Origin of the sequence: Pseudoalteromonas sp. APC 3694 (assembly GCF_030407565.1) — a bacterium.
GTDB lineage: Bacteria > Pseudomonadota > Gammaproteobacteria > Enterobacterales > Alteromonadaceae > Pseudoalteromonas > Pseudoalteromonas tetraodonis.
Genome location: NZ_JASDDE010000003.1, coordinates 95,375 through 122,266 on the forward strand (window position 1 = coordinate 95,375; position 26,892 = coordinate 122,266).

A 26,892-nucleotide genomic window follows, 5' to 3' on the forward strand; every position below is an offset into this window, starting at 1 on the left:
TATGGACTTTATAAGGGGTATAGCCGTACTTGGTCTGGTATTTATTAACTGTTTTTCCTTTGCTATTTTCGAGCTTAATTACACGCCACTCACAACACCACCACCTAGTGATCAGTTTCTAAACATACTAAGCCTTATATTTGTTGAAGGGCGGTTTCGCACTTTATTCACTTTACTGTTTGGTGCGGGTCTTTATATTCAGTATCAGCGATACCAATGCACTGAGCCACTAAAAAAACGATTACATTGGCTAATTGTGTTTGGCTTAATACATGGTTTTTTATTGTGGGCGGGCGACATTTTGTTTTTATATGGGGTGTCAGGTTTATTTATATTGCGCTATTTAGATTGCACTAATGAAGAACTTAAAAACAAAGCAGCTTTTTTTACTTTTATTTCTTTAATGACCATTGCCATATTTATGTTAGGACTTAATGAGGCGCCATTATACAGAGATTCCCCCGAGTACTACGAAATATACACTAGTTACTACCAAAGCATCGGTGCTCACTTTGGCCAAAATATAGCAATGAGCGCCTATATGTTGCTTGCTGTGCCAATTTTATTATTGTGGGCTAGTGCTGGGTTTATGCTAATTGGTATTTTGGCTTACAAATACGGTGTGTTTAGTAAAGGGCTTAGTAAGGCGCTGCTTATTAAGCTTATTATATTAAGTGCGTTATTTATTAGCTTAAGGTTAATGTTAGTGCCATACAATCAAGGTATTGGTTATGCGTTACAAGAGCCTGTTAATGAACTTGCTGCCTTATGTGTTGCACTGCTTTATATTCATTTAATCGTTAAACTTTGTGACAACAGCGCCCACATAGGGGGGCTTATCCAACAAGTTGGACGCTTAGCGTTTACTTTATACATAAGCCAAACCATTATGCAGTTATTGTTGTTTAAAGTTTTTTTTCCGCAGTGGACGCTTAGTTTTAATCGACTCGATTATTGGCTACTAGCCATTAGCTTAGTGATTGTACAGCTAATATTTACAGCTATTTATTGCCGGTATTTTAAGCAAGGCCCGCTTGAATACCTATGGCGTAAATTAGCGAAAATTAACCGCGAAAAAATAGCTTGAGTAGTTTAAACTATGCGCCTTTATATTTAAGAAGATTTGCCAGATGACAGACTTGAAGCGTTTAAATAAATTTATTAGTGAAACCGGGTTTTGCTCTCGCCGCGAAGCCGATAAATATATTGAGCAAGGTCGTGTTACCGTTAATGGCAAATTACCAGAAATGGGTGTTAAAGTTGCCCAATCAGATGTAGTTTTGGTTGATGGTAAACCATTAAAAGCACCACCTAAACGTGTGTATATTGCTTATAATAAGCCTGTGGGCATTACCTGTACCACAGAGCGTAAAATTCAAAGTAATATAGTTAAAGCCGTTAATTATCCTGAACGTATATTTCCGATTGGTCGTTTAGACAGACCCTCAGAAGGGCTGATTTTTTTAACCAATGAAGGCGATATCGTTAATAAAATTTTGCGAGCTGGCAATAACCACGAAAAAGAATATGTGGTAACTGTAGACAAACCACTTAATCGTCAGTTTGTAAATAAAATGGCGAACGGTATTCCTATTTTAGATACCGTGACTAAAAAGTGTAAAGTTACTCAGACCGGTGCGCAGCAATTTAGCATTATTTTAACCCAAGGCTTAAACCGTCAAATTCGCCGTATGTGTGAATACTTAGGCTACGAAGTAGTTACACTAAAACGTGTGCGCATTATGAACGTAACCCTCAAAGGCTTAAAAGTAGGGCAGTGGCGACATTTAAGCGACGCTGAAATGGCGGTCATTAACGACTCAATTGCTGATTCAGGTAAAACGCAAGAACACTCACTTTATGATGATACTGAACAGCGCAATTACACTGAACAAGCTAAAAATAGTGGCGCTAAATCTGCTCATAAGCGTGATTTTCAGGGCGGGAAACTACGTCGTGAAAATAATGACGAGCAACAAAAGCACGCTAAAAAAAATAGTCGAAATACCCCTTACCAAAAACGCTCTACTACTTATGTGGGTAAATCAAATACTCACAAAGCAAATACTGCCACAGGAAACAAAACCCGCAGCAGTGGCACGTTAAGCTTAAAAAAGTAATTAAGCTTTTGTAAAAAAGCAAATAAAACGCAGCCTTAGCTGCGTTTTTGTTAGCCTACTGTTTGGGGTAATCAATCCTAAATACCACAGTGTATAAAACCGGTACTACAATTAGCGTCAGTATGGTCGCAAACCCTAAGCCAAACATAATGGTGACCGCCATCGACTGAAAAAATACATCGAATAGTAATGGGATCATGCCAAGTATTGTCGTGATAGCGGCCATGGCTACAGGGCGTACACGGCTTACGCCTGAGTCAAACACTGCTTGATATGGCGATTTACCTTCACTCAGTTCTAAGTTTATTTGATCAACCAGTACAATGCCGTTTTTAATTAGCATGCCGCTTAAGCTTAATAATCCTAGTAGCGCCATAAAGCTAAACGGTGCATTCATCACTAATAAGCCTGCACTAACACCAATAATAGCCAGCGGTACAGTTGCCCAAATAACCAAAGGTTTTTTCACTGAGTTAAACAGTAATACTGTTACTGCAAACATTGCTAAATAGCCCAGTGGTAACGAGCCAAAAATAGCCTTTTTCGCTTTGCTTGATGATTCAAACTCGCCGCCCCATTGCATTTCATAGCCACGAGGTAAATCAATTGCTTCAACCTCAGCGCGAACCCGAGCAAATAATTTTGCAGGGGTTTCATCACCCAATACATCATGATCTGCCATTACCGTTATGGTACGTTTACGATCACGACGCATAATTAAGCTGTCTTCCCACTCAACAATAAATTCATCAACTACTTGAGTTACCGGCACAAACACGCGTAATACCGGGCTGTAAATTTGTAAATCGTGAACACTGTCTACATTTAAGCGCTCGCTAGCTGGTGAGCGGGCAATAATAGGCAACAATTGCGTACCATCACGATAAACACCCACTTGCTTACCCGACAGGCTCGTTAACAGAACTTGGTCAAGGTCAAACTTGGTGATCCCCAAGCGGCGTGCTTTTTGTTCATTAAATTGCGGACGAATCATTTTAGTGCGTGCACGCCAATCATCTCGAATGTTAAAGGCACCGTCGTCTTTGGCGATAATCTCTTTAGCCTGTGATGAAAGCTGTCTTAAAACAACCGGATCGGGGCCTGAGAACCGCGCTTCTATTTTGGCATCAGTTGAGGGACCAATCTCCATTGGTTTTACTTTTAACTTTGCTGACAGTGGATGTTGCTTTGCGTAATCGCGCACTTTTTGCATGACTTTTGCGACGGCTTCACGATTGGTGACACGAATAATTAACTGCCCATAAGCAGGATAAGACTTTTCTGGCGCGTAAGTTAGCATAAAGCGCGGCGCACCTTGGCCCACCGTACTGGTTATTTCTGTGACCAGTTCATCCTTTTGCAAATAAGCTTCGAGCTGTTTTATGCCCTCAAGGGTGGCACGAATATCAGCACCTTGATCTTGCCAGTAATCGACATAAAACATCGGGGTATTCGAGGCTGGAAAAAATGATTGCTTCACAGCACCAAACCCCACTACAGCGCTGCATAAAAGAGCAACCATAAGGACTAAGGTTGTTTTTCTAAAGCGCATAGCTAAATTTAATATCGCTTTATAACCATTGAATATGATGCCTTGGTAAGGGTCTTCATGGTCTTGATTATGTTCGTGTTTAAATTCGGTTTCTTTAAACATTAAGTGGGCAAAAAACGGCGTGAGCGTAATTGCGGTGATCCAGCTCAAGAGCAAAGAAATAAACAGCACCCAAAATAAGCTACCAGCAAATTCACCACTGGCATCTGAGCTTAAACCAATCGGTGCGAAAGCGGTTATGGCAATAACTGTTGCGCCAAGTAGTGGCCACTTAGTTTGATCGACAATATTAACTGCCGCTTTAAGCTTTGTTTGTCCGCGCTTGAGGTTGATGAGAATACCTTCGGTCACAACAATGGCATTATCAACCAGCATACCTAGGGCAATAATTAGCGCACCTAATGATATACGTTGTAAGTCAATCGCAAACAGCTTCATAAATATAAAGGTGCCTAATACGGTCAGTAATAATATACCGCCGATTAAAACCCCACTTTTAAAGCCCATAAAAATAAGTAGTACTACAATAACTATTGCAATGGCTTCTATTAAACTAACAATAAAGCCATCTACCGACTGCTCTACTTCTTTAGGTTGGTTATACACTGAGCTAATATCAATACCATGCGGGCGTTGATACTCAAGAGATGCTAAGTGCTCATCTATGTGTTTACCCACATCAACAACATTAACCCCAGACATAAACGACACACCAATAAGCAGAGCCTGTTGTTGATTGTAATGAATCACATTGGTCGGTACTTCAGCATATTCACGGTAAACCTTTGCAACATCGCCTAGATAAATGAGTTCGCTGGCACCTGATTTTGAAATTAATAAGGTTTCAAGTTCTTTTACATCTTTAAATTCACCAGTAGGGTGCAAGCGAATAGACTCATCACCCACGCGAATACGTCCAGCGTTAGATACGGTGTTTTGTGATTGCAGTAAATCATAAATATGACTAGGCGCAATACCAAGTTGGGCAAGCTTTTGCGTCGACACCTCAACCATTACTTGTGGCTGCTGTTGGCCAGCAATTGTAACTTTGCTCACTCCTTTGACTAAAACAAGTTCACGTTTTAAATAATCAACATAGTCTTTTAATTCATCATACGAGTAGCCATCGCCCGTGACGGCAAACATAACGCCGTAAACATCGGCAAAATCATCAATCACACTACTAGGGTAAACACCACTTGGCAGCGACGGGCTAAGGTCGTTTATTTTACGACGCATTTCATCCCATATTTGTCTAAGCTCTTGTTTACGATAGGTCCTTTTTATTTCTACGGCAATTTGTGATTTACCATTGGATGAAATAGAGGTGACATAATCAACATAGGGGAGCTGTTGAATGGCATTTTCAATCGGAAATGTGACTTCTTCTTCGACTTGCTGTGGAGAGGCGCCTGGGTACAAAGTGATCACCATGGCTTTTTTTAAAGTGAATTCAGGGTCTTCCAGCTGGCCTAAATCAAAATAAGATACACTGCCGCCAATTAACAGCAACAGCGTAAACATCCAGCTAATGACTTTTTTCTCAATAGATAGTTGCGCAAAGCCCATAATTATAAGCCTCGCTCTTTATTCCAAGGACGAACAGACATGCCCTCTTGTAAAGAGTGAACACCAGCAGAGACAATTTGTTGGCCTTCTTTTACGCCGCTAAGTACTTCAATAGTGTCGTGATGCAATTGGCCCACTTGTACTGCTTGTTTATGCACAGTGCCAGTTTGCTGATTAAAAACCCACACATAGGCATTATCGCTTAGGCTTTTATTAGGATCTGAAAATACCGACTCAATAGGTAAAATAGTGTAGGGGGTTTGTGAGCGTGTAACTTTGCTCAAATCTATCATCACTTGTCCCGACATACCCGCAAGTAAGTTAAAATCTTCTGGCACCGGTAATGAAAACACCACTTTATAGGTGAGTGTTGCAGGATCGGCTTGGGTATCCCATTCTTTAAACGTGAGTTTGTATTGCTTGTCGTGATAGCCATCAAATTCAACCATAGGTTGATATTGGGTATCTTTTTGAATACGTGCCACGATTTTTTCAGGAACCTGTATTGCTACATCCATAAAATCGCGGGTTTCTAAGCGCAAAACATTTTGTTTTGCTTGAATACTTTCAAAGTTTTTTACAAACACTTTGGCTACTATGCCAGCAAAAGGAGCACGAAGTTCACTGTACTCTAAATTTGTTTCTGCAATTTTAAACGCTGACTCAGCGACTTGTTCATTGGCAACCGCTTGATCAAGCTCGGATTGACTGGTGATATTTTTATCAAATAGTTGTTTAATACGTTTTAGCTGCGACTTAGCCAGTTCATAGCGCGCTTTACGCTCATTATATTGTAATTGAAAATCTTCAGGGTCTAATTTCGCCAATAGTTGCCCTTTTTTTACCTGCTCACCGGCTAATACAGGAAATTCAACCAACTCACCATTGACCCTAAAAGCCAGGTACGAGCCCTGGTTTGCAACGACTTCCGCAGGAAAACTGCGTATGTTTGTTTGCGAATCATGGCCAATACTAAATAATTTAACAGGGCGAATCGGCTCTTCTTTAACTATTTTCTCGGGCTCCGAGCAGCCTATTAAACTTAGTAATGTCGCAGATAGTAAACATAAGCGAAACAGTGGCATTATATCTCCATGATAAAAAAAGGCTAAATAAGTCAGTGCAGCATACGCTGCAAACATATAAAATAAAATTCATTAAATTTTAGAAACTCAATAAGTTTTACTTATAATGTGCTGGGCTGGCTATGAAACTTAACCAATTACAAATTTTAGATGCTATTGTGCAAAGTGCGAGCTTAAGTGGCGCTGCATTAAAGCTACATAAAACTCAGCCTGCATTGACACTGGCGATTAAAAACTTAGAGGCGAAATTAGGTTTTGATCTACTCGACCGTTCTAAATACCGATTACAACTTACCGAAAAAGGACGTATTTTTCATCGTGAAGCTAAACAGCTTTTAAACGCGAATGAGCAGCTTACACAGCTTGCAACCGAGCTGGCGCTGGGGAATGAAGCGCAATATAGAGTTTGCTATGAGCAAATTTGTCATATGCAAAGTTATAACGAGATCATAAGTAATACTTTTAAGCATTTTTCTAGTACAGAATTTCGTTTAACCAGTGGTAAACGGTTTGTATCTTTAGAGCAAGTGAATACCGGCCAAGCCGAGCTTGGGATTGGCCCATGGTTTGATTTATTTCATGCCACCGGCGATTTAGAAAGCTTACCGATAGGCAAGCTCGATATAGGTATTGTTGGCGCAAAAGGGATTTTACCTAAGCAGCTTACCTACGATGAGTTACAGCTTTACCCGTGTTTAGCGATGTTTGAAAGTGGCTTGAGCATAGACAGCGACAGGCTGTCTTATTCTAAAGGGGCTGCGGTGATGAAAATAGATGACATATCTACCCTAAAGTCGTTTTTATTGTCAGGTGCAGGATGGGCAATGATGAGCTTAGGCCACTGTAAAAAAGAAATTGCCGCGGGCTCATTACAGCAAATAATAGTAACAGACAGAGAGCATCAGTTTAGCGCGCAAATTCGTGCTTTTCGTCAACATGCTATGCTCCATGGTCCTGTTGCCCGTAAAATTTGGCAGCAATTTGAATTACTCAGTCAGGAGTACTTAAATAATAATGGACGTTAATAAAGAAACGGTTATTTATACTATTATTGCGAGTATACCCTCAGGGTGTGTTGCCAGTTATGGCCAAGTAGCGGCGCTTGCAGGGTATCCTAATAATGCAAGGCTAGTTGGCCGATTATTAAAAGAGATGCCTAAAGATTCGGCGATCCCGTGGCATAGAGTGGTTAACAGCCAAGGTAAAATAGCGTTTGCACAGGGCAGTGCGCAGTATCAAACACAACGAGAAAAGCTACTTTCTGAGGGTGTTACTTTTAACAATCAACGAATTAATATGGCAAAACACCGCTGGCAATAAACTAATTATCCATTTTATGTAAGTCAGTTAAAGCCCAAATTTCATCTGCGGTCCATTCGTCTAGCCAAATAGGAATATCTTCGGCTTTCATTGGCTTAGCAATACCATAGCCTTGTGCTAGATAACAGCCAAGTAGCATTAGTGTTGCTGCATGCTCAGGGGTTTCTACGCCTTCAGCTATAACGCTTCGTTTAAACGAATTAGCTAGTGCAATAACGCCTTTTACAATTGCTAAATCGTTCGAGTCTTCAAGCATATCTCTAACAAAGCTTTGATCTATTTTTATTAAGCTTGCAGGTAAACGCCTTAAGTATGTTAGTGAGGAGTAACCCGTACCAAAGTCATCTAGTGAAAACTCAACGCCCAAAGCTTTACAATCTTGCATGGTCTTAGATACGTGGGCCACATCTTTAAGTGCACTGGTTTCAAGTACTTCTAGCTCTAGGTTTCTAGCATCGACCTGTGGATGAGCCAATAGTAATTCAGTTAGCCGCGCTGTAAATTCAGGCTGCTGTAATTGAACTGCGGCAACATTAACGCTCACTTTTATGTTTAAACTAGGTGTTAAAATTTGCCATTGGTTAATTTGAGATAATGCAGCGTTAATAACCCATTCGCCAACGTCTATCATTAGCGCGTTGTTTTAAATTACCGGTAAAAATTCAATAGGGCTAAGCAGACCGCGCTCTGGGTGTTGCAAGCGTATTAATGCCTCAACGCCAATCATACTGCCCGTTCGCATATCTACTTTTGGTTGATAATAAAGTACAAACCAATCATTAGCTAAGGCTTCACGGATAAGTGAAATACCGGTTTGCTGTAATTTAACTGTATCTCCTTGACTCGTATCAAATAAATGATAACGATTTTTGCCCATTTGTTTGGCAATATACATGGCTTGATCGGCATGGCGCATCAGTTGTTCAGCATCTAAATTATCTTCTGGGTATATTGTTACGCCAATACTGGCAGAGACATTCAAAACAATATCGTTAACAGTGACAGGTTTTGCTGCTGCGGCCAGAAGCCTCTCAAGTACGGGCACACAATCGGCAACTGACCCTAAATTAGTTAATACAGCAACGAATTCATCGCCACCAATACGGGCCAAGCTATCACCTTCACGAAGTGCATCTTTTAAACGGATTGAAAGTGCAATTAATAACTTATCGCCAATATCGTGGCCATGAGAATCATTAACCTGCTTAAATCCATCTAGGTCAAGAAACACCACCGCCAGAGAATTGTTATGGCGACGACATTGCAACATGGTTTGGCTGAGCCTATCGGCAAGCAATACGCGGTTTGGCAAGTTAGTTAATAAATCATAATGTGCAATACGGCTAAGTTGCTCTTGTTGGCGTTTAGCTTGGGTGATATCGGTAAATATGCCTAAGTAAAAAGTAACGTTGTTGTCGTCTTTTAAAACTGAAATATTGAGTAGTTCAGCATACAGTTCACCGTCTTTTTTGCAGTTCCACACTTCACCTTGCCAATGACCATATAAGCTGAGCTGTTTCCATATGTTTTTATAAAATGACTCCGTTTGTTTGCCCGAATTTAAAAATGATGGATTGCGACCTATAACTTCATCGTGGCTATAACCGGTTATATGACAAAAGGCAGGATTAACATCAACAATAACTTTATCCGCATTTGTAATAATTATCCCTTCGTGGGTGTCTCTAAAAACCCGAGAGGATAAATGCAGTTTTTCTTCAATTAATTTACGTTCAGTAATATCAACCGAGACACCCAGCATGGTAATTGCGCTACCAGAGTTGTCTCTAACAAGAGTCCCTTTAGTATTAAACCAACGAACGTTACCCCGTTTAGTAATAATACGGTGATCAACATTATATTCTTTCGCAGCGTCAATACATTGATTTATATCGCTTACTATATTGGCACGATCATCTGGGTGAATACTGGCTAGGTATTCATTTTTAGTCATTTCTAATTGTTTAACATTGCCGGTAATTAATCTAATACCATGTTCAGAAAAGCGGATTATATTGGTTTTTATGTCCCATTCCCAAGTCGCAATTCCCCCCACTTTTTGGCTTAAAAGAAGTCGCCTTTCGGTATCAGTTAGTGCTTTAATATTATTTTGTAATGCATGAGTACGTTGCTCAACTTTTTTTTCTAATTTTAGCTGGCTCGCTCTTAATCGGGTTATCAGATAAGATGAAAGCGTAGTTAAAAAGATAAACAGTATAGAAATAGCAATACCTAATAGCAGCATACTACTGTCTTGCCAGCCCCTGATAGGGTAGGCTTTAAATACCCAAACGCCGTTTGGTACTTGTATGTTAAAGTCGACCGTATTTTTTGTTTTTTGGTTGTGTGAGGTAACAATGATTTGCACATTATTTGTATTGGGCATGACTTTTGAAAGCTCATAACCAATGCCTGCCTGTGGCAGTTGGGCTAAATTAAAGCTTTGAATAATATCCGGAAAACGAATAAGCGCAGTGGCAAATCCCCAAAATTCTTTTCCCTGTGAGGTATCTAGATACACAGGCAACCTAGCCGCTGCACCCATACCACCTTGAAATAACTCGAAAGGGCCTGCAAGAGTTAATTTACCTGTTTTTTTGCTAAAAATGCCTCTTGCGTTCGCAGTGGGTTCTCTAAAACATTATTACCGATAGCACTTTCATTGCCCTTAAGTGGAACAACGTGTGTAAGAATACCGTTTTTATGAAGTTGTAAGGCATCAAGACCAGGATAAAGACTTAACATTTCAGAAGCGAGTTCTTCAAAGCCTTTAGTCTCGCCATTTTGAGTACGAATTAATGCCGCAATTGGGTAGGCTGCAGAAAGTGCTTGGTTAAGGTTATTTCTAATATGGTTAACGTAGCTACCCGCCACCTTTCTAATAGAGTTTTGCTTTTGCTGATAAATGTATTGATCAAGTAAGGAGATTGAATACACAGATGCAAGCGTTGAGATTAACAATGTGATCAACACCAGTCTTGCTTTTATAAACAAGCTCAGTATCTGTGGTCGAGTATTAGATGGTGACAATGTAAATAACACCTAGCGTTGTTTAAGCCGCGTCCATTTAGAACAATGGCGTTTTAAGTTCCAGAAACATTATAGCAAACAGTCATCTAAAGCATTAGGTAGATTTAATTATACTTTGAAATAACCACAGTGATTTACTAAAGCTTGAGTAAAATAATAGGCTACATTGTGAGATTAGCTAGGAAGGCACTATGTGTATTTAGTAATACACATAGTGGGTAATGGCAATGTAATGACTTACACAGCCACCGATGACAAAAAGATGCCAAATAGCGTGGCTATACTGAGTGCTTTTAGCGCTGTAAAACAATGTACCCACGCTATAAAACAAACCACCAGTAAGCAGCCAGTAAAGTGCGTTGATAGGTAAGTTTGAGTAAAGTGGGTATATAATTGCCAGTGCAAACCAGCCCATCAATAAATAGGTAGCGAGTGATACTTTTTTATTACCATTTTTAACAAGCAGTTTATAAGCAACGCCAGCTAAAGCTACTGTCCAAATAAATACCAAGGTGGCCCAAGACCAAACCCCAGATAAAGAGAGTAATAAAAAAGGGGTATATGTGCCAGCAATAAGCATGTAAATAGCACAGTGGTCACATGTTTTATAAAACGCTCTTAATTTAGGACGAACACTGGCGTGATAAAGTGTAGAGGACAAAAATAAAATAAATAAGCTGCAGCCATAAACGACTGTGCTGGCGTAACCTTTTACAGAGTTAGCTTGTTTAAATAAATCCCAAATTACAAATGCAGCAAATAAAATACCTAAAGCATGACTAACAACATTTAATAGCTCTTCTTTTTTAGAATAGGGCGCTTCAAAAGACATAACAGATCTTACCACTTTGCGAATAAATTTTAGTGTACATGTGTACGCTGAAATTTTCAAATACGAAATAAAGTCATTAATTTACTGAACATTAACAAACACACTATTATTTGGTTTTATTTTTAAATTCATTGGTCAAAATTACTAATCTAGATTTTGTGGATTTCTTTTGAATTTATTTATTTCATTTTAAAACAATGGTTTATAAAGTTTTTCTATTGTGGCATAGCCCTTGATAGTAACTAAGCGTACTAACCAATAAACAAACAAGGAATACTATTATGAATACTTCAATCAACATCACAATCGCAAGCTTACTTGTATTAGGTTCAACTAACGTTAACGCTACAGAGGTCGATTTAGATATTACAGATATGTTGACTAAAACGGTGACGACTTATGTATCACAAGCAACCCATGAACTTGAACAGTCAGTAAAAAAAGCCGTTTCTTTTGATGTCCAAGCTATTTTAGATGGTTTACTACAAACCAACCCAGTTGTTGATAATAGTGGCATTGATGAAAAGCAACTTGTAGTAAAAACACAACAAAAGCAATAAAAATAGGGAATAAGTGATGAACAGCGAGTTCGAATTGTTAGCCCTGATGTTGGCGCCAGTGGCAAGTGTACTGAGTGTATATTACATCGCTTACATGATAAAAAATGTGGGAACGAGGTTTAATTAGCGAATGCACTTACACGGTAAAACAATCGATGTAACTAAAGCTGATCGACTTCAATAGAGCGCACGTAAATAAAGGCAGAGTGTTTGAAAGAAGTAGACTTTATGAAACGTGCGATTTTCCCATTACCGATTTTTATATTACCTGAAGGCTATACGCGATTACGTATATTTGAGCCTCGTTATTTGACGATGGTTAAAAACGCATTAAAAACAAACAGCGGTTTTGTACTTTGCACCTTCGAACACGACACACCATTTAATATAAGCGCCCAAGGGTGTTTAATGGATATTATTGATTTTGATCAAGACGAAAGCGGTATGCTGTTGATTGATGTTTTTGCATCAAAAACTGTGCAACTAGATAACGTGTACCAAGACGAACAGGAGTTACGCCATGGCGAGGTCTCTGCGTGCAATACACCTTATTGGTACAACAGCAGTAACCATGACATTGGTGAACATCAACTACTTCAAGTGGCACTAGAAGAAGTATTCTCTAATATCCCACAGCTACAGTCTCTTTATAAACATACCCAGTTTAATCAACTTACTTGGGTTGTTGCCAGATGGCTTGAGCTTCTCCCTATTTCTATTGAGAAAAAACAACAACTTGCATTTGAAACTAATTTTGATAACTTGCTGAATTTCCTCCATACTGTGATTAATAACGAATTTGCCTAAAATAATTTTGATCCGCTTATATTCTTAGCTCGTAATGGTATTCGCTAAAGCAATAACGGGACATTTTACTATGGTAAGTCAACAACAATCACTAAGTTGTGAACCTAACACAGGTAAGTACACTGCCATGCCAGAAACGCCAAGTACGGAACTCAGGGAAGCATTAGTTAATGTAGCTCAATCTCGCGATAAAAAATCTTTCGCGTACTTGTTTGAATATTTTGCACCAAAGATCAAACGCTTTGGCATTAAGCAGTTTGGTGTAGAAGCCCAAGCAATGGAGTTGGTGCAAGAAACGCTCACTTCAGTGTGGCGAAAAGCGCATTTGTACAACAGCGACAAAGGCGCAGCCACTACGTGGGTTTATACGGTAATGCGTAATGCGTCCTTTGATATGCTTCGAAAAATGAAAAGCAACAAAGAAGAAAATATCAGTGAAGACATCTGGCCGTTATTGAACGAATCTGAAGGTACACATCACGAATACAGCGACCACCTTGAAGACCAACAAATTAAACGTTATTTGGATAAATTGCCTCAAGCGCAAAGAGAAGTGGTGCGCGGCGTTTATTTTCAAGATATGTCGCAAGAGCAGCTTGCTCAACAATTAAACATTCCAGTAGGCACGGTAAAATCACGATTACGTTTAGCCTTGCAGAAATTACGTAATGAAATGGGAGATCAGCATGATTAAACATCACCCGAGTGAAACACTACTGACACAATACTGTGCAGCAACACTTCCAGCATCGCTTAGCCTTGCCGTATCAATACATGTTGATATGTGCCCAGTGTGCCAAGCTAAAGTTGAAAAACTTGAAGCGGCTAATGCGCGAGCAGTTTTTAGTGACAACATGGATGTTGCAACTGATGAGCAAGCCGATCAAGCCGATGATGTAATTGAATCAAGTTTACTTGATATGATCACGTCCGATGACTCGATTGATGAAGTATATTCTGTTGAACCAGTTAGTATTAATGTTAATGATCATAATTACAGCTTGCCGAGAGCTTTAACAAGGATCTCGCATGGTAAATTTACCCAAGTAGGTAAGCTTGCGCGTTCTCGAATTGCCCTTGATGATGGCCATTTACGTTCAAGCTTGTTACATATAGATGCTGGTGGAGAAATTCCTGAGCATACACATACAGGTTTTGAAGTTACGCTACTGCTTGATGGCGAATTTACAGATGAAGAAGGCAGTTATGTACCAGGTGACTTTATTTGGCAAGATGGCCGTCATCAACATACTCCTTTAACAAAAGAGGGATGTTTGTGCTTTACTGTTGTTAGTAGTGCGCTACATTTCAATAAAGGACTCAGCAAGTTACTTAACCCAATTGGTGGCTTGATTTATTAAGAGAATCTATGCAAACAGATACAATAAAAATAGGTATTAGCGCCTGCTTGGCAGGCGAAAAGGTGAGATTTGACAGTGGCCATAAAAAATCAAATTTTTGTATGGAAGAGCTGGCAAAACATGTTGAATATAAAATGTATTGCCCAGAGGTTGCGGTAGGATTACCAATACCTCGTCCAACCATTCGTCAAGTAAGAACTGCTGATACTATTAAAGTGTGTCGTCCGGATGGCACGGGAGATGTTGGCCCACAGCTCACAGAATACGGTAAAAAAATAGCCACAGAGCAAGCTGGTCATTTAAGTGGTTTTGTTTTTTGTGCTAAAAGCCCGAGTTGCGGCATGGAGCGCGTTAAAATTTACAATGAAGCAGGAACCGGTAACACCTCTGAAGGGATTGGTTTTTTTGCAGAACAAATCATGAAACACAATCCATTACTGCCCTGTGAAGAAAACGGTCGCTTGAACGACGTTCATTTACGCGAAAATTTTGTTATGCGTGTTTATACATTACATAACTGGCAACAGTTAGTGAAAGAGCCCGTTACTGTGCATCGTTTGACCCAGTTCCATGCTCAATACAAATATTTGTTAATGGCTCATAATTATCAAGCGTATCGTGATTTAGGCAATCTACTCGGAACGTTTGTTGTTGACGATGTTAATGCTTTGGCCGACGAGTACATATTAGGTTTAATGAATGCGCTTAGACGTCCTGCGTCAAGAAAAAACAATTCAAATACTTTAATGCACTTGCAAGGTTACTTCAAAAGAGATTTATCGAAAATCGAAAAAGAAGAAATGCGAGATGCAATAGATGAATATCGCCAAGGGTTGGTACCGCTTTATGTACCACTAACCTTGCTTAAGCATCATTTAAAGGTTCATCCTAATGAATATTTAAGCAAGCAAATATACTTTAACCCTTATCCTAATGAATTAAAGTTACGTTACGGTTTGTAATGAATACACTATTTTGGTTTAGGCGCGATTTGCGCCTTTTTTCAAACGAAGCGCTTATTGAAGCGTTAAATAATGGTGCTAAACACACCATTTTTTTTGTGTGCGAAAAACAATGGGCACAGCATAACACTGCCCCAATTCAAATTGACTTACTAAAACGCAGAGTCAGTTACATACGTGAAAAATTAGCTGAGTATGGCATTAATTTACACGTGATAGAGGCTCCTTATTTCACAGACTGCCAAACTAAGCTTCTCGATTTTTGTCAGCAGTATGAGATTAAACACATAATAGCCAATAAAGAATATGAGCTTAATGAGTTTAATAGAGATAAAGCGATTCAAGCGCAATGCGATCAACAGCAAATAACATTTACTTTATACGAAGGTGACATCATTGCACCTGTTGGCAGTGTACGCACACAAAACAATGAAATGTATAAAGTGTTTACGCCCTTTAAGCGGGCGTGGCTAAAACAGTATCAAGATACTCACTTTAGCTTGGTGCCGTGGCCATTATCTTCAAACCCTATTGACATTGAATCGTGTGAATTACTCAGCAGTGATGACAGTTCAAAAAAATGGCCGGTTGATGACGACACCTTAGCGAATGTGGTCGATAATTTTATCCTTGATAAATTAGCAAGTTATGATGATGTACGCGATATACCTAGTGTCAAAGGAACATCGGGTTTAAGCCCATATTTAGCATTAGGGGTTGTTAGCAGTAAGCAGTTAATGGTCAACATACAACAGCAGTATCCAGATATTTTGACTACCTCAAAAAGTAAAACCTTTACCTGGGTTAACGAACTGATCTGGCGTGAATTTTACAAACACCTCATTGCTGAATTTTCAAAACTTTCACGCGGCGCCAATTTTAACGAAAAGTACGATAGTGTGAGTTGGCGTGACAGTGACGCTGAGTTTAAGCAATGGTGCGAAGGCCGTACAGGCTATCCACTTGTTGATGCCGCCATGCAACAGCTATTGCAAACAGGCTGGATGCATAATCGTTTAAGAATGGTGGTTGCGAGTTTTTTAACTAAGCACCTACTGATTGATTGGCGCAAAGGCGAGCAGTTTTTTATGCAGCACCTTATTGATGGTGATTTAGCCTCGAATAATGGCGGCTGGCAATGGGCGGCAAGTACAGGCTGTGATGCACAGCCTTATTTTAGAGTGTTTAATCCTATTACTCAAAGTGAACGCTTTGATCCAAGTGGTCAATTTATTCGTAAATATCTGCCTGAATTAGAAAAAATCCCAGATAAACACATTCATTTTCCTCATACCTATTTAGCAGCAACGGGGCAAAGTGAACACTGTTACTGGCCGGCAATTGTTGATCATAAAGCAGCACGAGCTAGGGCTTTAGATGCATTTAAGGTGTGATATGGATAACCAATTATCAGTCGATAAATTTGTAGAAATATATCAAAAGCTTGATAAAAATAACCTTGAGTTATTAACCGAAATATATGCAAAAAATATACAATTTATAGATCCGCTGCACGAAATTAATGGTCTAGAAGATTTAAGGCGTTATTTTTGTGGTTTATACAGTAATGTTAAGGATTGTCGATTTGACATAACCGATTCATTTACCAACGATAATAACGCATTTGTGTATTGGACAATGTATTACTCTCACCCAAAACTGAATGCCGGTAAAACCATCACAGTGCAAGGGCACAGCAAGTTGGTATTTGAAGGCGACAAGATTGTAAAACATCGAGATTACTTTAATGCTGGTGAGCTGTTATACAAGCATATCCCATTACTAGGTAATATCATTAATTTTATTGATAAAAGGGCTGGTTAACTATGATTACCCTTATTACAGGTGCAACGTCGGGTATTGGTGAGAAACTTGCTATTAAGTATGCCGAGCAGGGTGATACAGTGATTGCCTGCGGGCGTAATACGCAAAAACTTGCTGAACTAGGTAAACACAACAACATAGAAACCAGCCAATTTGACGCCACTAATTTACAAGATATAAAAGCGGCAACGTTAGGGTACACTCAATTTGACCGCGTAATTCTCAATGCTGGCAACTGCGAGTATGTTGACGATGCACGTAATTTTGATAGCGCCTTATTTGAGCGTGTTATTAACGTTAATTTGTTATCAATGGGTTACTGCTTAGAGGCGCTTTTGCCAAAAATAGTTTCTGGCGGGCAATTAGTATTGGTTAGTTCAAGTGTTACTTATTTACCATTACCACGTTCAGAAGCCTACGGCGCATCAAAGGCGGGCGTTAGCTATTTAGCTAAGAGCCTAGCGATAGATTTAACCGATGTTGATGTGACATTAGTACATCCTGGTTTTGTAAAAACCCCTTTAACTGATAAAAATGATTTCCCTATGCCGATGGCTGTTACAGCCGAAAAAGCGGCTGACTATATAATAAAAGGCGTCGCTAAACGCCGCAAAGAAGTTCATTTCCCCTATCGTTTTACACTTATACTTAAAGCATTGCGAATATTGCCACTTTCGCTTTGGCTTAAAATTGCAAAAGGATTAACCCGTTGAAAAAAATAGCAATAGTTGGGACTGGCGTATCAGGTTTAACCTGCGGGCATTTACTGCACAAGCATTACGATGTCACATTATTTGAAAAAAATGATTATATTGGTGGTCACACCGCAACTGTAGATGTAGAGCACAGCGGTATTAATTACGCGGTAGATACGGGGTTTATTGTATTTAATGATAGAACGTACCCTTATTTTGAAAAGTTGCTTGAACGCATTGGTGTAAAACGTAAACCGACACAAATGAGTTTTAGTGTGCATAACGAAGCAACCGGCTTTGAATACAATGGGCATACATTTAGTAGTTTATTTGCTCAGCGCAGAAATATAGTTAGACCTAAATTTTGGCGTTTATTGTATGACATCGTGCGTTTTAATAAGTTATGTAAGGCTTTGCACGCAAAAGGTCACTACACAGAGCAATCACTAGGTCAATTATTACAACAACATCGTTTTAATGACTTCTTTAAATACCACTACATTTTACCTATGGGTGCTGCCATTTGGTCTACTAGCATTAAAGAAATGGAAAATGTAGGGGTTGAGTTTTTTGTAAAGTTTTTCTTCAACCATGGTTTGCTAGACATTACCAATAGACCTCAATGGTACGTTATTCCCGGCGGCTCGCGAGAATACATTAAGCCTTTAATTGCCGGTTTTGCCGACAACATAAAACTTAACAGTCACATTAAGTCTGTCACTAGAAACGCAGAAGGCGTAATAATTACCTTTGCAGATGATCAGCAAGCACAGTTTGATAAAGTCATTTTTGCCTGTCACTCTGATCAAGCTTTAGCTTTGCTTGGCGATCCTTGTGAGCAAGAAACCACTGTTTTGGGTGCTATCCCGTACACAGAAAATTCAGTAGTACTTCACACTGATGAATCATTATTACCGGATAGAAAAGCCGCATGGGCAAGTTGGAATTATTTGCTCAATAATAATACCGATAAAGCGGCGGTGGTTACGTATCAAATGAATATACTGCAAGGGATCAAATCAGATACACAGTTCTGCGTTACCTTGAACCACTTAGAAGGTATTAATCAGAGTAAAATTTTACGTGAATTTACCTATCACCACCCTGTATTTAACCAAGAGTCTATTGCCGCCCAACAGCAAAAACATACCGTTGATGGACAAAATAACACGTACTTTTGCGGAGCGTATTGGTACAACGGTTTTCATGAGGATGGTGTGCGCAGCGCCGTTGATGTGGCCAAGCAACTTGGAGTAGAGTTTGACTAATGCAGTGTATTTAGGCGATGTTAAACATCGCCGTTTTGCTGTTAAACATCATGCGTTTAATTACCCGCTTTATATGATGTGGGTTGACTTAAATAACATCGAAGCACTTAATGGGGTACATAAACAACTTGGTACCACAGGATTTAAGGCTTTAAAATTTAAACAGTCTGACTATTTGAAAGGATTGGCGAACACTGACAATAAGCCCATTGTAGAGCGTGCTCACGCTCAGTTAGCTGCGCTAGGGGTTACAGAAAAGTTCAGTCATGTTTATATGTTAGGGCAGTTACGCTGCTTGGGTATTTACTTTAGCCCCGTTAATTTTTATTTTTTTGGCCATGACGATAATCAATTTAGCTACATGGTCGCTGAGGTGAGTAATACCCCATGGAATGAACGACATTACTACTTGGTTCCACTACAAAAAAAAGTGAACTTTAAGAAAGTTTTTTCCGTATCACCTTTCATGAACTTAGATATGAACTACCATTGGACTGTTCGACAAAAGCAAGACAATATACTGATACGTATAGAAAATAAGCGTGATGACGAATTACTTTTTGACGCATCACTAAGGTTACAGCGTCAAACACTGAGCTGTGAACAAATGAGTAAATTGCTTAAGCGTTTTCCAGCAATGACATGGTCTATTTTCAAAGGTATTTACTATCAGGCATTTAAACTATTTGTTAAAAAAGTCCCATTTTTAGGTCATTCAGGTAGATCATAATTTTTTATTAATTTATGTTGTTTAACAAGTAATAACAATAATATAGGTAAGTGTATGGAAAAGGTATCGAGCTTACGCGTTCAAGAACGCACAAGTTGGTTTACTAACTTATACAAGAAGTTAGTATTCAAAGCGTTCTCGTCTATTGAAACAGGCCAAATAGTGCTTGTAGACAATAATCAGCAGTCTGTATTTGGCGATACGTCATCAGAGCTTAAAGTAACGGTAACCGTTAATGATACTGCTATGTATAAAGCATTTGCGCTCTCGGGAAGTATTGGCGCGGGAGAATCTTACATATTAGGGCAGTGGCAGTGTGATAACTTAACTCGGTTGATAGAAATTTTTGCAATCAACCAAGACCAACTAGACGCATTTGAAAAGAAATTCGCTTTTTTTAGTAACATTGCTCATCGTATAAACCACATCAAAAATAAAAATTCTCACTCGGGCTCTAAAAAGAATATTGTTGCGCACTACGACTTAGGCAATGACTTATACGAGTCTTTTTTAAGCAAAGAAATGCTTTATTCAAGTGCCGTATACCCAAGTAAAGACGCCACCCTTGAGCAAGCACAGCAATACAAACTACAGCGTATTTGTGAACAAGTCGAGTTACAACAAGGCGACACCGTCATTGAAATTGGTACAGGTTGGGGTGCATTTGCAATTTATGCGGCTACTCACTACGACTGCCATGTAACAACCACTACCATCTCTGATGAACAGCACGATTATGTTGCAAATAAAATTAAAGAGCTTGGGCTTGAAAACAAAATAACTTTACTCAAACAAGATTACCGTTTACTAACCGGTAAATACGATAAGCTAGTATCAATTGAGATGATAGAAGCGGTTGGTCATGAGTACTTGCCTAGTTTTTTCACTCAGTGCGGTCAGCTATTAAAAGACGACGGTGCTATGCTTATTCAAGCAATTACAATTAGCGACCAGCGTTACCAGCATTATTTAAAAAATTCTGACTTTATTCAGCAATATATTTTCCCTGGTGGGTGTTTGCCTTCGCTCAACGAAATGAGTGAGCAAATAAAAAATCATACCGATATGAATATCCACACAGTTAGCGATATTGGTGCTCACTACGCAAGAACCCTTGCTGATTGGCGAGATCGTTTTATTGCAAGTTGGCCAAACCTCGATAGTAATAAATTTGATGAGCGATTTTATCGTTTATGGCTATTTTATTTTGCTTATTGCGAGGGCGCATTTAGAACTCGCGCAACAAGTACCGTGCATTTAATGGCACGCAAACCTCGTTTTACGAGTAGTAATGATGAGATTGCACTCGCTTATTAATTTTGTACTGTTTCAAGTAGTGTGGTTTTTATGCCTACTGCTTGAACAGCATTCAATTGTCTATTCAACAGTAGTCATTACATTAATGTTTTATTTGTCAGCGCAAAAAAAACAGGATGCTTTTTTGCTTCTAAAGTGCTTACCACTAGCCTTACTAAGTGAGTTTATCGCGGTTAAGTTCGGTCTGATTGAATTTAAAGTAGCGCCATTTCCGCTTTGGTTAGTGTTTTTATGGGCTGCGTTATTGCTATGTATTAACACCTCAATGTCGTTTTTAACAACCCTTAAACCTTGGCAAGCGTTTATTGTATGTTTAGCGTTTGCACCAGGAAGTTATTGGGCGGGGGCGCGATTCGACGTGTTAGAACTCGGCTTGCCGCTATGGCAATTTTGGCCTTTATACGGTGCTTTATGGGCTGCAACGTTTAGCGTTATTTTATTTATTAACGGTAAAATTGGCGCGTTTATTAAGCAATAAAACAATTGTATTTACTGCTTGGAGCTGATTATGAAAACGCTTTTAAATTTAGTACTAATTTATGCTCTGTTTAACCATGCTGCTTATGCTGATACCCAGTTTAACAAAGTGGGCGAGGCACGTATGGAATACCTTTTTTGGGATGTTTATGATGCAACGCTCTTTACTCCCTCTGGATCTTATAGTCCCAAGCAAACGCCGGTTAAATTTACTTTAACTTACCTGCGCGACTTTGATGCTAAAGACATTGTAAAAGCCACTAAAGAGCAATGGCAACATTTAGGTAAATCACAATTATCAGCTCGCTATGCAGATAAATTATTAGCCATATGGCCAGACATTAAAAAGGGTGAATCGTTAACCTTGCTGACCGATCAGCAAGGACACAGTATTTTCTTTCACAATGACAATGAAATAGGCCGCATAGAAGACACCACTTTTGCCGATGACTTCTTAGCTATTTGGCTAAGTGAGAACACCTCAGAACCATCGATTAGAAATCAACTTTTAGGGATTTAATATGATTAATCTAAAACGTATCAAAGTAACCTTGGTACTGGTAGTAAGCTTCTTTATTGCAAGCTGTTCAGCACCGAGTGTAGAGCATTACAAAGGCTCAGAACCTAATTTCGATTTTAAGACTTTTTTTAGCGGCGATTTAAAAGCCTACGGTGTTGTACAAGACTTTAAAGGCGAATTAACCCGAAAGCTTGTTGTAGACTTGAGCGCTACGTGGGATGGCAACCAAGGCGTTATTGAGGAAGACTTCGTTTATGATGACGGCGAAACCCAAAAACGTATTTGGAAAATAACCTTAAACGACGACAACACGTTAACCGGTAGTGCTTCTGATGTTTTAGGCACGGCCACAGGCAAAAGTGAAGGCAGTGTTTTTCATTGGAACTACAATGTAGAAATTCCTTACGATGGCAGCACTTTTGAAGTTAACTTTGATGATTGGATGTATTTAGTCACCAACACGCGCTTGATAAACCGCACATCTATTGTTAAGTTTGGCGTTGAGGTCGGGGAAGTGACCTTAGTAATAGAAAAAATATAGCGACTCATCACAGTGCATAGCTGCACTATATTTGTGCTTAAATTAAGTTTTTGTTAACCCAACTCGCTGTATTTTACAGTGAATTATTATAATTTTACTAATTTTTTAGTATTTTAGATAAAAAACGTAATTTGCTGTTGCTAACTCTTCGAAAATGCATAAAGATAGGATTTGCGAAGGCAAAATAATAACGAATAGGAATCTAATAATGAACAAAGCTCAACTAGTTGAAAAAATCTCTACTGACGCAGAAATCTCTAAAGCAGCCGCTACACGTGCACTTGATGCATTCACAGGCGCTGTAACTTCTTCATTAAAAGAAGGCAACTCTGTTGCATTAGTTGGTTTTGGTACTTTTTCAGTTAAAGAACGTGCTGCACGCACGGGTCGTAACCCACAAACGGGTGCAGAAATCCAAATTTCAGCAGCGACTATTCCAAGCTTTAAACCAGGTAAAGGTCTTAAAGACCAAGTAAATCTATAATTATAGGTTTATAAAATATAATAAAAGGGCTATTTAGCCCTTTTTTTTTGTTGTAAATTTAACGCTTATTTAGCTTTAAGCGCTTTATCTCCTCGGCCAATGCCGACTGCGCCTGAGCGCACCACTTCAATTATGTCGGTTTCATGGCGTAAAGTATCTAAGAACGACTCTATTTTATCGGTGCTACTTACCAGTTGTAGGCTGTAACTTTGACGACCCATATCTAAAATAGCGCCCTGAAATACATCTACAACCCGTGTTACAGCCGCACGAGTCGCTTCGTCTTTGGCAAATACTTTTACTAACAGCAGTTCGCGCTCTATGTGGCTCATTTCGGTTAAATCAATCACCTTAAGTACATCGACCAGTTTATTTACCTGTTTGGTGATTTGCTCAACAATTCTATCATCGCCTTTAGTGGTGACAGTAATACGCGAGAGTGACTCATCATCAGTGGTTCCAACAGTTAAACTATCAATGTTGTAAGCTCGTTGAGAAAAAAGCCCCACTATACGTGATAACGCACCAGGTTCATTTTCTAATAATATAGATAATATACGACGCATTATGCCTTCACTCCTTTTCTTAACCACATTTCGTCTATACCACCGTGCTTAATTTGCATTGGGTAAACATGTTCTTTTTCGTCTACTAAAATATCTAAAAACACTAATCTATCGGTTATCGACATGGCTTTGTCTATTGCCGGCTGTAATTCATCCAGTGTATTGACTCGTATTCCTACATGGCCGTAACTTTCTACAAGTTTTACAAAGTCAGGAAGTGATTCCATATAGGAAGAGGAGTGTCTGCCGCCATAAATCATATCTTGCCACTGTCTAACCATACCTAGTGAACGGTTATTTAACGAGATCACTTTTACCGCTAAGTTGTATTGTAAACAGGTAGAAAGCTCTTGAATGTTCATTTGAATAGAGCCATCGCCAGTCACACATAAAGACTCTTTATCCGGAAAGGCGAGCTTAACCCCCATAGCTGCTGGTAAGCCAAAGCCCATGGTGCCTAAGCCACCTGAGTTGATCCACTGACGAGGGTGCTTAAATGGATAATACTGCGCTGCAAACATTTGGTGTTGGCCCACATCTGAACTGACATAAGCATCACCATTAGTCGCTTTATAAATAGCCTCTATAACTGTTTGAGGTTTAATTTTATCGCCATCGGTATTGTAGTTTAAGCATTTTTGTTCGCGCCAACTGATCACCTGTCGCCACCAATCTTCTTGTGCACTGCGGTCTATTTTTATTGGGCTTTTATCTATAGCAGTTTGTAACTGTTCAAGTACCGTGGCTAAACAGCCAACAACCGGAATATGTGCTTTTATGGTTTTGGAAATTGAAGTCGGATCGACATCTACATGTACGATAGTGGCATTAGGGCAAAACTTTTGTACGTTATTGGTAACTCGATCATCGAATCGTGCGCCAAGGGCTAAAATAACATCAGCATTGGCCATGGCTTTATTTGCTTCTAATGTACCGTGCATACCCAACATACCAATAAAGTTAGGGTGAATGCCTGATATACCGCCTAGTCCCATTAGGGTATTGGTAATAGGGGCATTAAGTGACTCGACCAAATGAGTTAGTTGCTCTGATGTATTTGAAAGCATAATTCCGCCACCAGAATAAATAACCAGCTTTTTCGCTTCTAAAATAGCAGTAACGGCCTTACGAATTTGTTTAGAGTGACCCTTGGTATTAGGGTTGTAGGTTCTGAGTTCTGTTACCGCTGGAAAGTTGTAAGCAAAGGTTAGCTCAGGGTTAAGCATGTCTTTAGGAAGTTCAACGACAACTGGGCCTGGGCGACCTGAGCTGGCAATATAAAAGGCTTTAGCAAGAATATTGGGAATTTCACTAGCGCTTCTACAATTAAAGCTATGCTTTACAATCGGACGAGAGCAGCCAACAATATCCGTTTCTTGAAACGCGTCATCGCCAATTAAGTTGGTTGGCACTTGACCTGATAATACCACCATCGGAATAGAATCCATATACGCAGTTGCTATGCCTGTTACACAGTTTGTTGCCCCTGGTCCAGAAGTGGCAAGTACAACACCGACTTCACCGGTTGCTCTTGCGTAACCATCGGCCATGTGTGTGGCGGCCTGTTCGTGACGGACTAAAATATGTTCAATATCATCTTGCTGAAATAGCGCATCATATAAGTCTAATACTGAGCCACCGGGGTAACCGAATATATACTTAACGTTTAACTCTTTTAATGACTTAACAACCAATTCAGAGCCATTATATTCTTGTTTACTCATCCTCATTCCTCTGTTGACTGATTTATGCAAAAAAAAACCCCCGCGTAGTGCGAGGGTTTTAAAAAGCATGTTTCACCTTTTAATACATCCCCGCTGGGCTTATCACTAAGACCAGTACGAGTAAGACTAAAAGACGAAATTCTGTGTTCATAATGTTTTGCTCTTTAAAATAAAATGCTGTTTAAATTACAATTTTTGTATGTGGTTATTTTTAAGGCTTTTGCGCACTCATGTCAACCCAAAACTAAGTTTTTTGGATTAAAAATTCACTTTTATATCTTTTTTAATCTTAAATTCTAATTGTTATGAAACATTCTCACTTTAAAAGCAGAAATTATGCATTTTTAATCTTAAGGAGTAGGGAGCTTAAATACACATTAATTACATTAAAGTGATACAAGCGGTTTTGAGCAGGCATAAAAAAAGCCAACAGATGTTGGCTTTATAATTCAATTATACTGTTACAGACGGTCGATTACCGACTGAGTGAAGTCAGTTGTACCATGGCTGCCGCCTAAATCGCGAGTAGTACGGTCGCCTGATTTAATTACATCTGCCACTGCGCTACGAATGCGCTCTGCCGTATCGCCCATATTTAAATGCTCTAGCATTTGAATAGACGCTAAAATAACTGACGTAGGGTTTGCTAGGTTTTTACCTGCAATATCAGGTGCGCTACCGTGAACAGCTTCAAAGATAGCCGCATCTTCACCAATGTTAGCACCAGGCGCCATGCCTAAACCACCAACTAAACCAGCACATAAATCAGATAAAATATCGCCGAATAGGTTAGTCGTTACAATTACGTCAAACTCTTCCGGTGTCATTACTAGTTTCATACAGGTTGCATCAACAATCATTTCAGTTGATTCAATCTCAGGGTAACGTTCAGCCACTTCACGAGCAACTTTTAAGAACAAACCCGATGTTGATTTTAAAATATTTGCTTTATGAACAGCGGTTACTTTTTTACGGCCTTCGCGTACAGCTAGCTCGTATGCAAAAGTAACGATTTTTTCAGCGCCTTCACGCGTGATCACAGACATTGCCTCAGCTTCGTTGCCATCAGCACTCACTACTTGACCTGCACCTGAATACATACCTTGGGTATTTTCACGAACAGTAATAATATCAATGTCATCGTAACGTGCTTTAGTACCTGCGAACGACTTCACAGGACGAACATTAGCGTATAAACCAAACTGCTTACGAAGTGTTACATTGATTGATGTAAAGCCTTCGCCTACAGGGGTCGTTAATGGACCTTTTAAAGTGATTTTATTTTTAGCAATCGTGTCAATTGTTTCTTGTGGAAGCAATTCGCCCGTTTTTTCAAGCGCAGCGAGGCCAGCGTCAACAAATTCATAATCAAAATCGCATCCTGCGGCTTTTAGTATTTCAAGTGCTGAGTCGATAATGCTTGGGCCGATGCCGTCGCCTTTGATCACTGTTATGGTTTGTTTGGCCATGAACTTTTCCTTTAAAGATTTGGATACACATAAATAAAAAATACTCACAGAGTTTAGACTACTTATATGACAGGGGTGC

The 26,892-nt window shown here is 39.4% G+C and carries 26 protein-coding genes and 1 pseudogene; 19 read left to right on the forward strand and 8 right to left on the reverse strand.

The genetic code is table 11. The features are described 5' to 3' along the window. Window position 1 precedes the first annotated feature (1 nt). Together QMA00_RS02220 and rluF are read left to right on the forward strand one after the other, a co-directional pair. Window positions 2-1,087: a DUF418 domain-containing protein gene (locus QMA00_RS02220; RefSeq protein WP_290155854.1), complete on the forward strand. Its 1,086-nt coding sequence runs from the start codon at window positions 2-4 to the stop codon at window positions 1,085-1,087. Between the two features lie 43 nt (window positions 1,088-1,130). Continuing rightward, window positions 1,131-2,120, forward strand: coding sequence for a 23S rRNA pseudouridine(2604) synthase RluF (rluF, locus tag QMA00_RS02225; protein WP_290155810.1), 990 nt, complete (start codon window positions 1,131-1,133; stop codon window positions 2,118-2,120). 55 nt (window positions 2,121-2,175) lie between these two features. Here rluF and QMA00_RS02230 read toward each other — a convergent pair whose 3' ends face one another. Both QMA00_RS02230 and QMA00_RS02235 read right to left on the reverse strand, forming a co-directional pair. Next, window positions 2,176-5,241, reverse strand: a complete 3,066-nt coding sequence (locus tag QMA00_RS02230; protein WP_290155812.1) for an efflux RND transporter permease subunit — start codon at window positions 5,239-5,241, stop codon at window positions 2,176-2,178. A gap of 2 nt (window positions 5,242-5,243) precedes the next feature. Continuing rightward, on the reverse strand, window positions 5,244-6,326 hold the full coding sequence (locus tag QMA00_RS02235; RefSeq protein WP_290155814.1) for an efflux RND transporter periplasmic adaptor subunit: 1,083 nt from the start codon (window positions 6,324-6,326) through the stop codon (window positions 5,244-5,246). A gap of 122 nt (window positions 6,327-6,448) precedes the next feature. On the opposite strand from QMA00_RS02235, the gene QMA00_RS02240 reads away from it, so the two are divergent. Together QMA00_RS02240 and QMA00_RS02245 are read left to right on the forward strand one after the other, a co-directional pair. Further along, on the forward strand, window positions 6,449-7,351 hold the full coding sequence (locus tag QMA00_RS02240; RefSeq protein WP_290155816.1) for a LysR family transcriptional regulator: 903 nt from the start codon (window positions 6,449-6,451) through the stop codon (window positions 7,349-7,351). Continuing rightward, window positions 7,341-7,646 (forward strand): MGMT family protein, encoded by a 306-nt coding sequence (locus QMA00_RS02245; RefSeq protein ID WP_290155818.1) that lies wholly within the window; start codon window positions 7,341-7,343, stop codon window positions 7,644-7,646. Before QMA00_RS02240 ends, QMA00_RS02245 begins: the two co-directional genes overlap by 11 nt. Before the next feature lies 1 nt (window position 7,647). Here QMA00_RS02245 and QMA00_RS02250 read toward each other — a convergent pair. From QMA00_RS02250 to QMA00_RS02260, 3 genes and pseudogenes are all read right to left on the reverse strand, one after another. Continuing rightward, window positions 7,648-10,191, reverse strand: a pseudogene (locus QMA00_RS02250) (EAL domain-containing protein). Window positions 10,192-10,226: 35 nt separating this feature from the next. Next, a complete protein-coding gene (locus QMA00_RS02255; RefSeq protein WP_290155820.1) occupies window positions 10,227-10,676 on the reverse strand; it encodes a hypothetical protein in 450 nt (149 codons plus the stop codon). Window positions 10,677-10,875: 199 nt separating this feature from the next. Continuing rightward, window positions 10,876-11,508 carry a hemolysin III family protein gene (locus tag QMA00_RS02260; RefSeq protein ID WP_290155822.1) on the reverse strand — a complete coding sequence of 211 codons (633 nt, stop codon included), beginning with the start codon at window positions 11,506-11,508 and terminating at the stop codon, window positions 10,876-10,878. Window positions 11,509-11,789: 281 nt separating this feature from the next. On the opposite strand from QMA00_RS02260, the gene QMA00_RS02265 reads away from it, so the two are divergent. The 15 genes from QMA00_RS02265 to QMA00_RS02335 all read left to right on the forward strand — a co-directional run bounded on the left by QMA00_RS02265 (window position 11,790) and on the right by QMA00_RS02335 (window position 23,054). Beyond that, window positions 11,790-12,068: a hypothetical protein gene (locus QMA00_RS02265; RefSeq protein ID WP_076921815.1), complete on the forward strand. Its 279-nt coding sequence runs from the start codon at window positions 11,790-11,792 to the stop codon at window positions 12,066-12,068. 210 nt (window positions 12,069-12,278) lie between these two features. Further along, entirely contained in the window at window positions 12,279-12,875 is a 597-nt protein-coding gene (locus QMA00_RS02270; RefSeq protein ID WP_290155825.1) for an LON peptidase substrate-binding domain-containing protein, read from the forward strand. A 70-nt stretch (window positions 12,876-12,945) separates the two neighbouring features. Further along, a complete protein-coding gene (locus tag QMA00_RS02275; RefSeq protein WP_076921816.1) occupies window positions 12,946-13,569 on the forward strand; it encodes a sigma-70 family RNA polymerase sigma factor in 624 nt (207 codons plus the stop codon). After that, window positions 13,562-14,236, forward strand: a complete 675-nt coding sequence (locus QMA00_RS02280) for a ChrR family anti-sigma-E factor (protein ID WP_076921817.1) — start codon at window positions 13,562-13,564, stop codon at window positions 14,234-14,236. Before QMA00_RS02275 ends, QMA00_RS02280 begins: the two co-directional genes overlap by 8 nt. An 8-nt stretch (window positions 14,237-14,244) precedes the next feature. Beyond that, window positions 14,245-15,198, forward strand: coding sequence for a DUF523 and DUF1722 domain-containing protein (locus tag QMA00_RS02285; protein WP_290155826.1), 954 nt, complete (start codon window positions 14,245-14,247; stop codon window positions 15,196-15,198). After that, on the forward strand, window positions 15,198-16,592 hold the full coding sequence (phrB, locus tag QMA00_RS02290) for a deoxyribodipyrimidine photo-lyase (protein ID WP_290155827.1): 1,395 nt from the start codon (window positions 15,198-15,200) through the stop codon (window positions 16,590-16,592). The genes QMA00_RS02285 and phrB overlap by 1 nt, the downstream gene beginning before the upstream one ends. Before the next feature lies 1 nt (window position 16,593). Then, window positions 16,594-17,022: a nuclear transport factor 2 family protein gene (locus QMA00_RS02295; RefSeq protein WP_013463257.1), complete on the forward strand. Its 429-nt coding sequence runs from the start codon at window positions 16,594-16,596 to the stop codon at window positions 17,020-17,022. Between the two features lie 2 nt (window positions 17,023-17,024). Then, window positions 17,025-17,735, forward strand: coding sequence for an SDR family NAD(P)-dependent oxidoreductase (locus QMA00_RS02300; RefSeq protein ID WP_076921820.1), 711 nt, complete (start codon window positions 17,025-17,027; stop codon window positions 17,733-17,735). Continuing rightward, on the forward strand, window positions 17,732-18,985 hold the full coding sequence (locus tag QMA00_RS02305; protein ID WP_076921821.1) for an FAD-dependent oxidoreductase: 1,254 nt from the start codon (window positions 17,732-17,734) through the stop codon (window positions 18,983-18,985). The genes QMA00_RS02300 and QMA00_RS02305 overlap by 4 nt, the downstream gene beginning before the upstream one ends. Then, complete coding sequence (locus QMA00_RS02310) at window positions 18,978-19,715, forward strand: DUF1365 domain-containing protein (RefSeq protein ID WP_058156007.1); 738 nt, start codon at window positions 18,978-18,980, stop codon at window positions 19,713-19,715. Before QMA00_RS02305 ends, QMA00_RS02310 begins: the two co-directional genes overlap by 8 nt. Before the next feature lie 54 nt (window positions 19,716-19,769). Then, window positions 19,770-21,032 carry a cyclopropane-fatty-acyl-phospholipid synthase family protein gene (locus tag QMA00_RS02315; protein ID WP_033104221.1) on the forward strand — a complete coding sequence of 421 codons (1,263 nt, stop codon included), beginning with the start codon at window positions 19,770-19,772 and terminating at the stop codon, window positions 21,030-21,032. Beyond that, window positions 21,010-21,510, forward strand: coding sequence for a DUF2878 domain-containing protein (locus QMA00_RS02320; protein ID WP_290155856.1), 501 nt, complete (start codon window positions 21,010-21,012; stop codon window positions 21,508-21,510). Before QMA00_RS02315 ends, QMA00_RS02320 begins: the two co-directional genes overlap by 23 nt. Window positions 21,511-21,540: 30 nt before the next feature. Next, on the forward strand, window positions 21,541-22,029 hold the full coding sequence (locus tag QMA00_RS02325; RefSeq protein ID WP_013463263.1) for a chalcone isomerase family protein: 489 nt from the start codon (window positions 21,541-21,543) through the stop codon (window positions 22,027-22,029). Between the two features lies 1 nt (window position 22,030). Further along, complete coding sequence (locus QMA00_RS02330) at window positions 22,031-22,570, forward strand: DUF3833 domain-containing protein (RefSeq protein WP_076921824.1); 540 nt, start codon at window positions 22,031-22,033, stop codon at window positions 22,568-22,570. 208 nt (window positions 22,571-22,778) lie between these two features. Then, window positions 22,779-23,054 (forward strand): HU family DNA-binding protein, encoded by a 276-nt coding sequence (locus tag QMA00_RS02335; RefSeq protein ID WP_008112559.1) that lies wholly within the window; start codon window positions 22,779-22,781, stop codon window positions 23,052-23,054. Window positions 23,055-23,119: 65 nt separating this feature from the next. On the opposite strand, the gene ilvN is transcribed toward QMA00_RS02335, so the two are convergent. The 3 genes from ilvN to QMA00_RS02350 all read right to left on the reverse strand — a co-directional run bounded on the left by ilvN (window position 23,120) and on the right by QMA00_RS02350 (window position 26,813). Further along, entirely contained in the window at window positions 23,120-23,620 is a 501-nt protein-coding gene (gene ilvN / locus QMA00_RS02340; RefSeq protein ID WP_076921825.1) for an acetolactate synthase small subunit, read from the reverse strand. After that, on the reverse strand, window positions 23,620-25,344 hold the full coding sequence (locus QMA00_RS02345) for an acetolactate synthase 3 large subunit (protein WP_290155836.1): 1,725 nt from the start codon (window positions 25,342-25,344) through the stop codon (window positions 23,620-23,622). The genes ilvN and QMA00_RS02345 overlap by 1 nt, the downstream gene beginning before the upstream one ends. Window positions 25,345-25,805: 461 nt before the next feature. After that, a complete protein-coding gene (locus QMA00_RS02350) occupies window positions 25,806-26,813 on the reverse strand; it encodes an isocitrate dehydrogenase (protein ID WP_013463267.1) in 1,008 nt (335 codons plus the stop codon). Window positions 26,814-26,892: the final 79 nt, after the last annotated feature.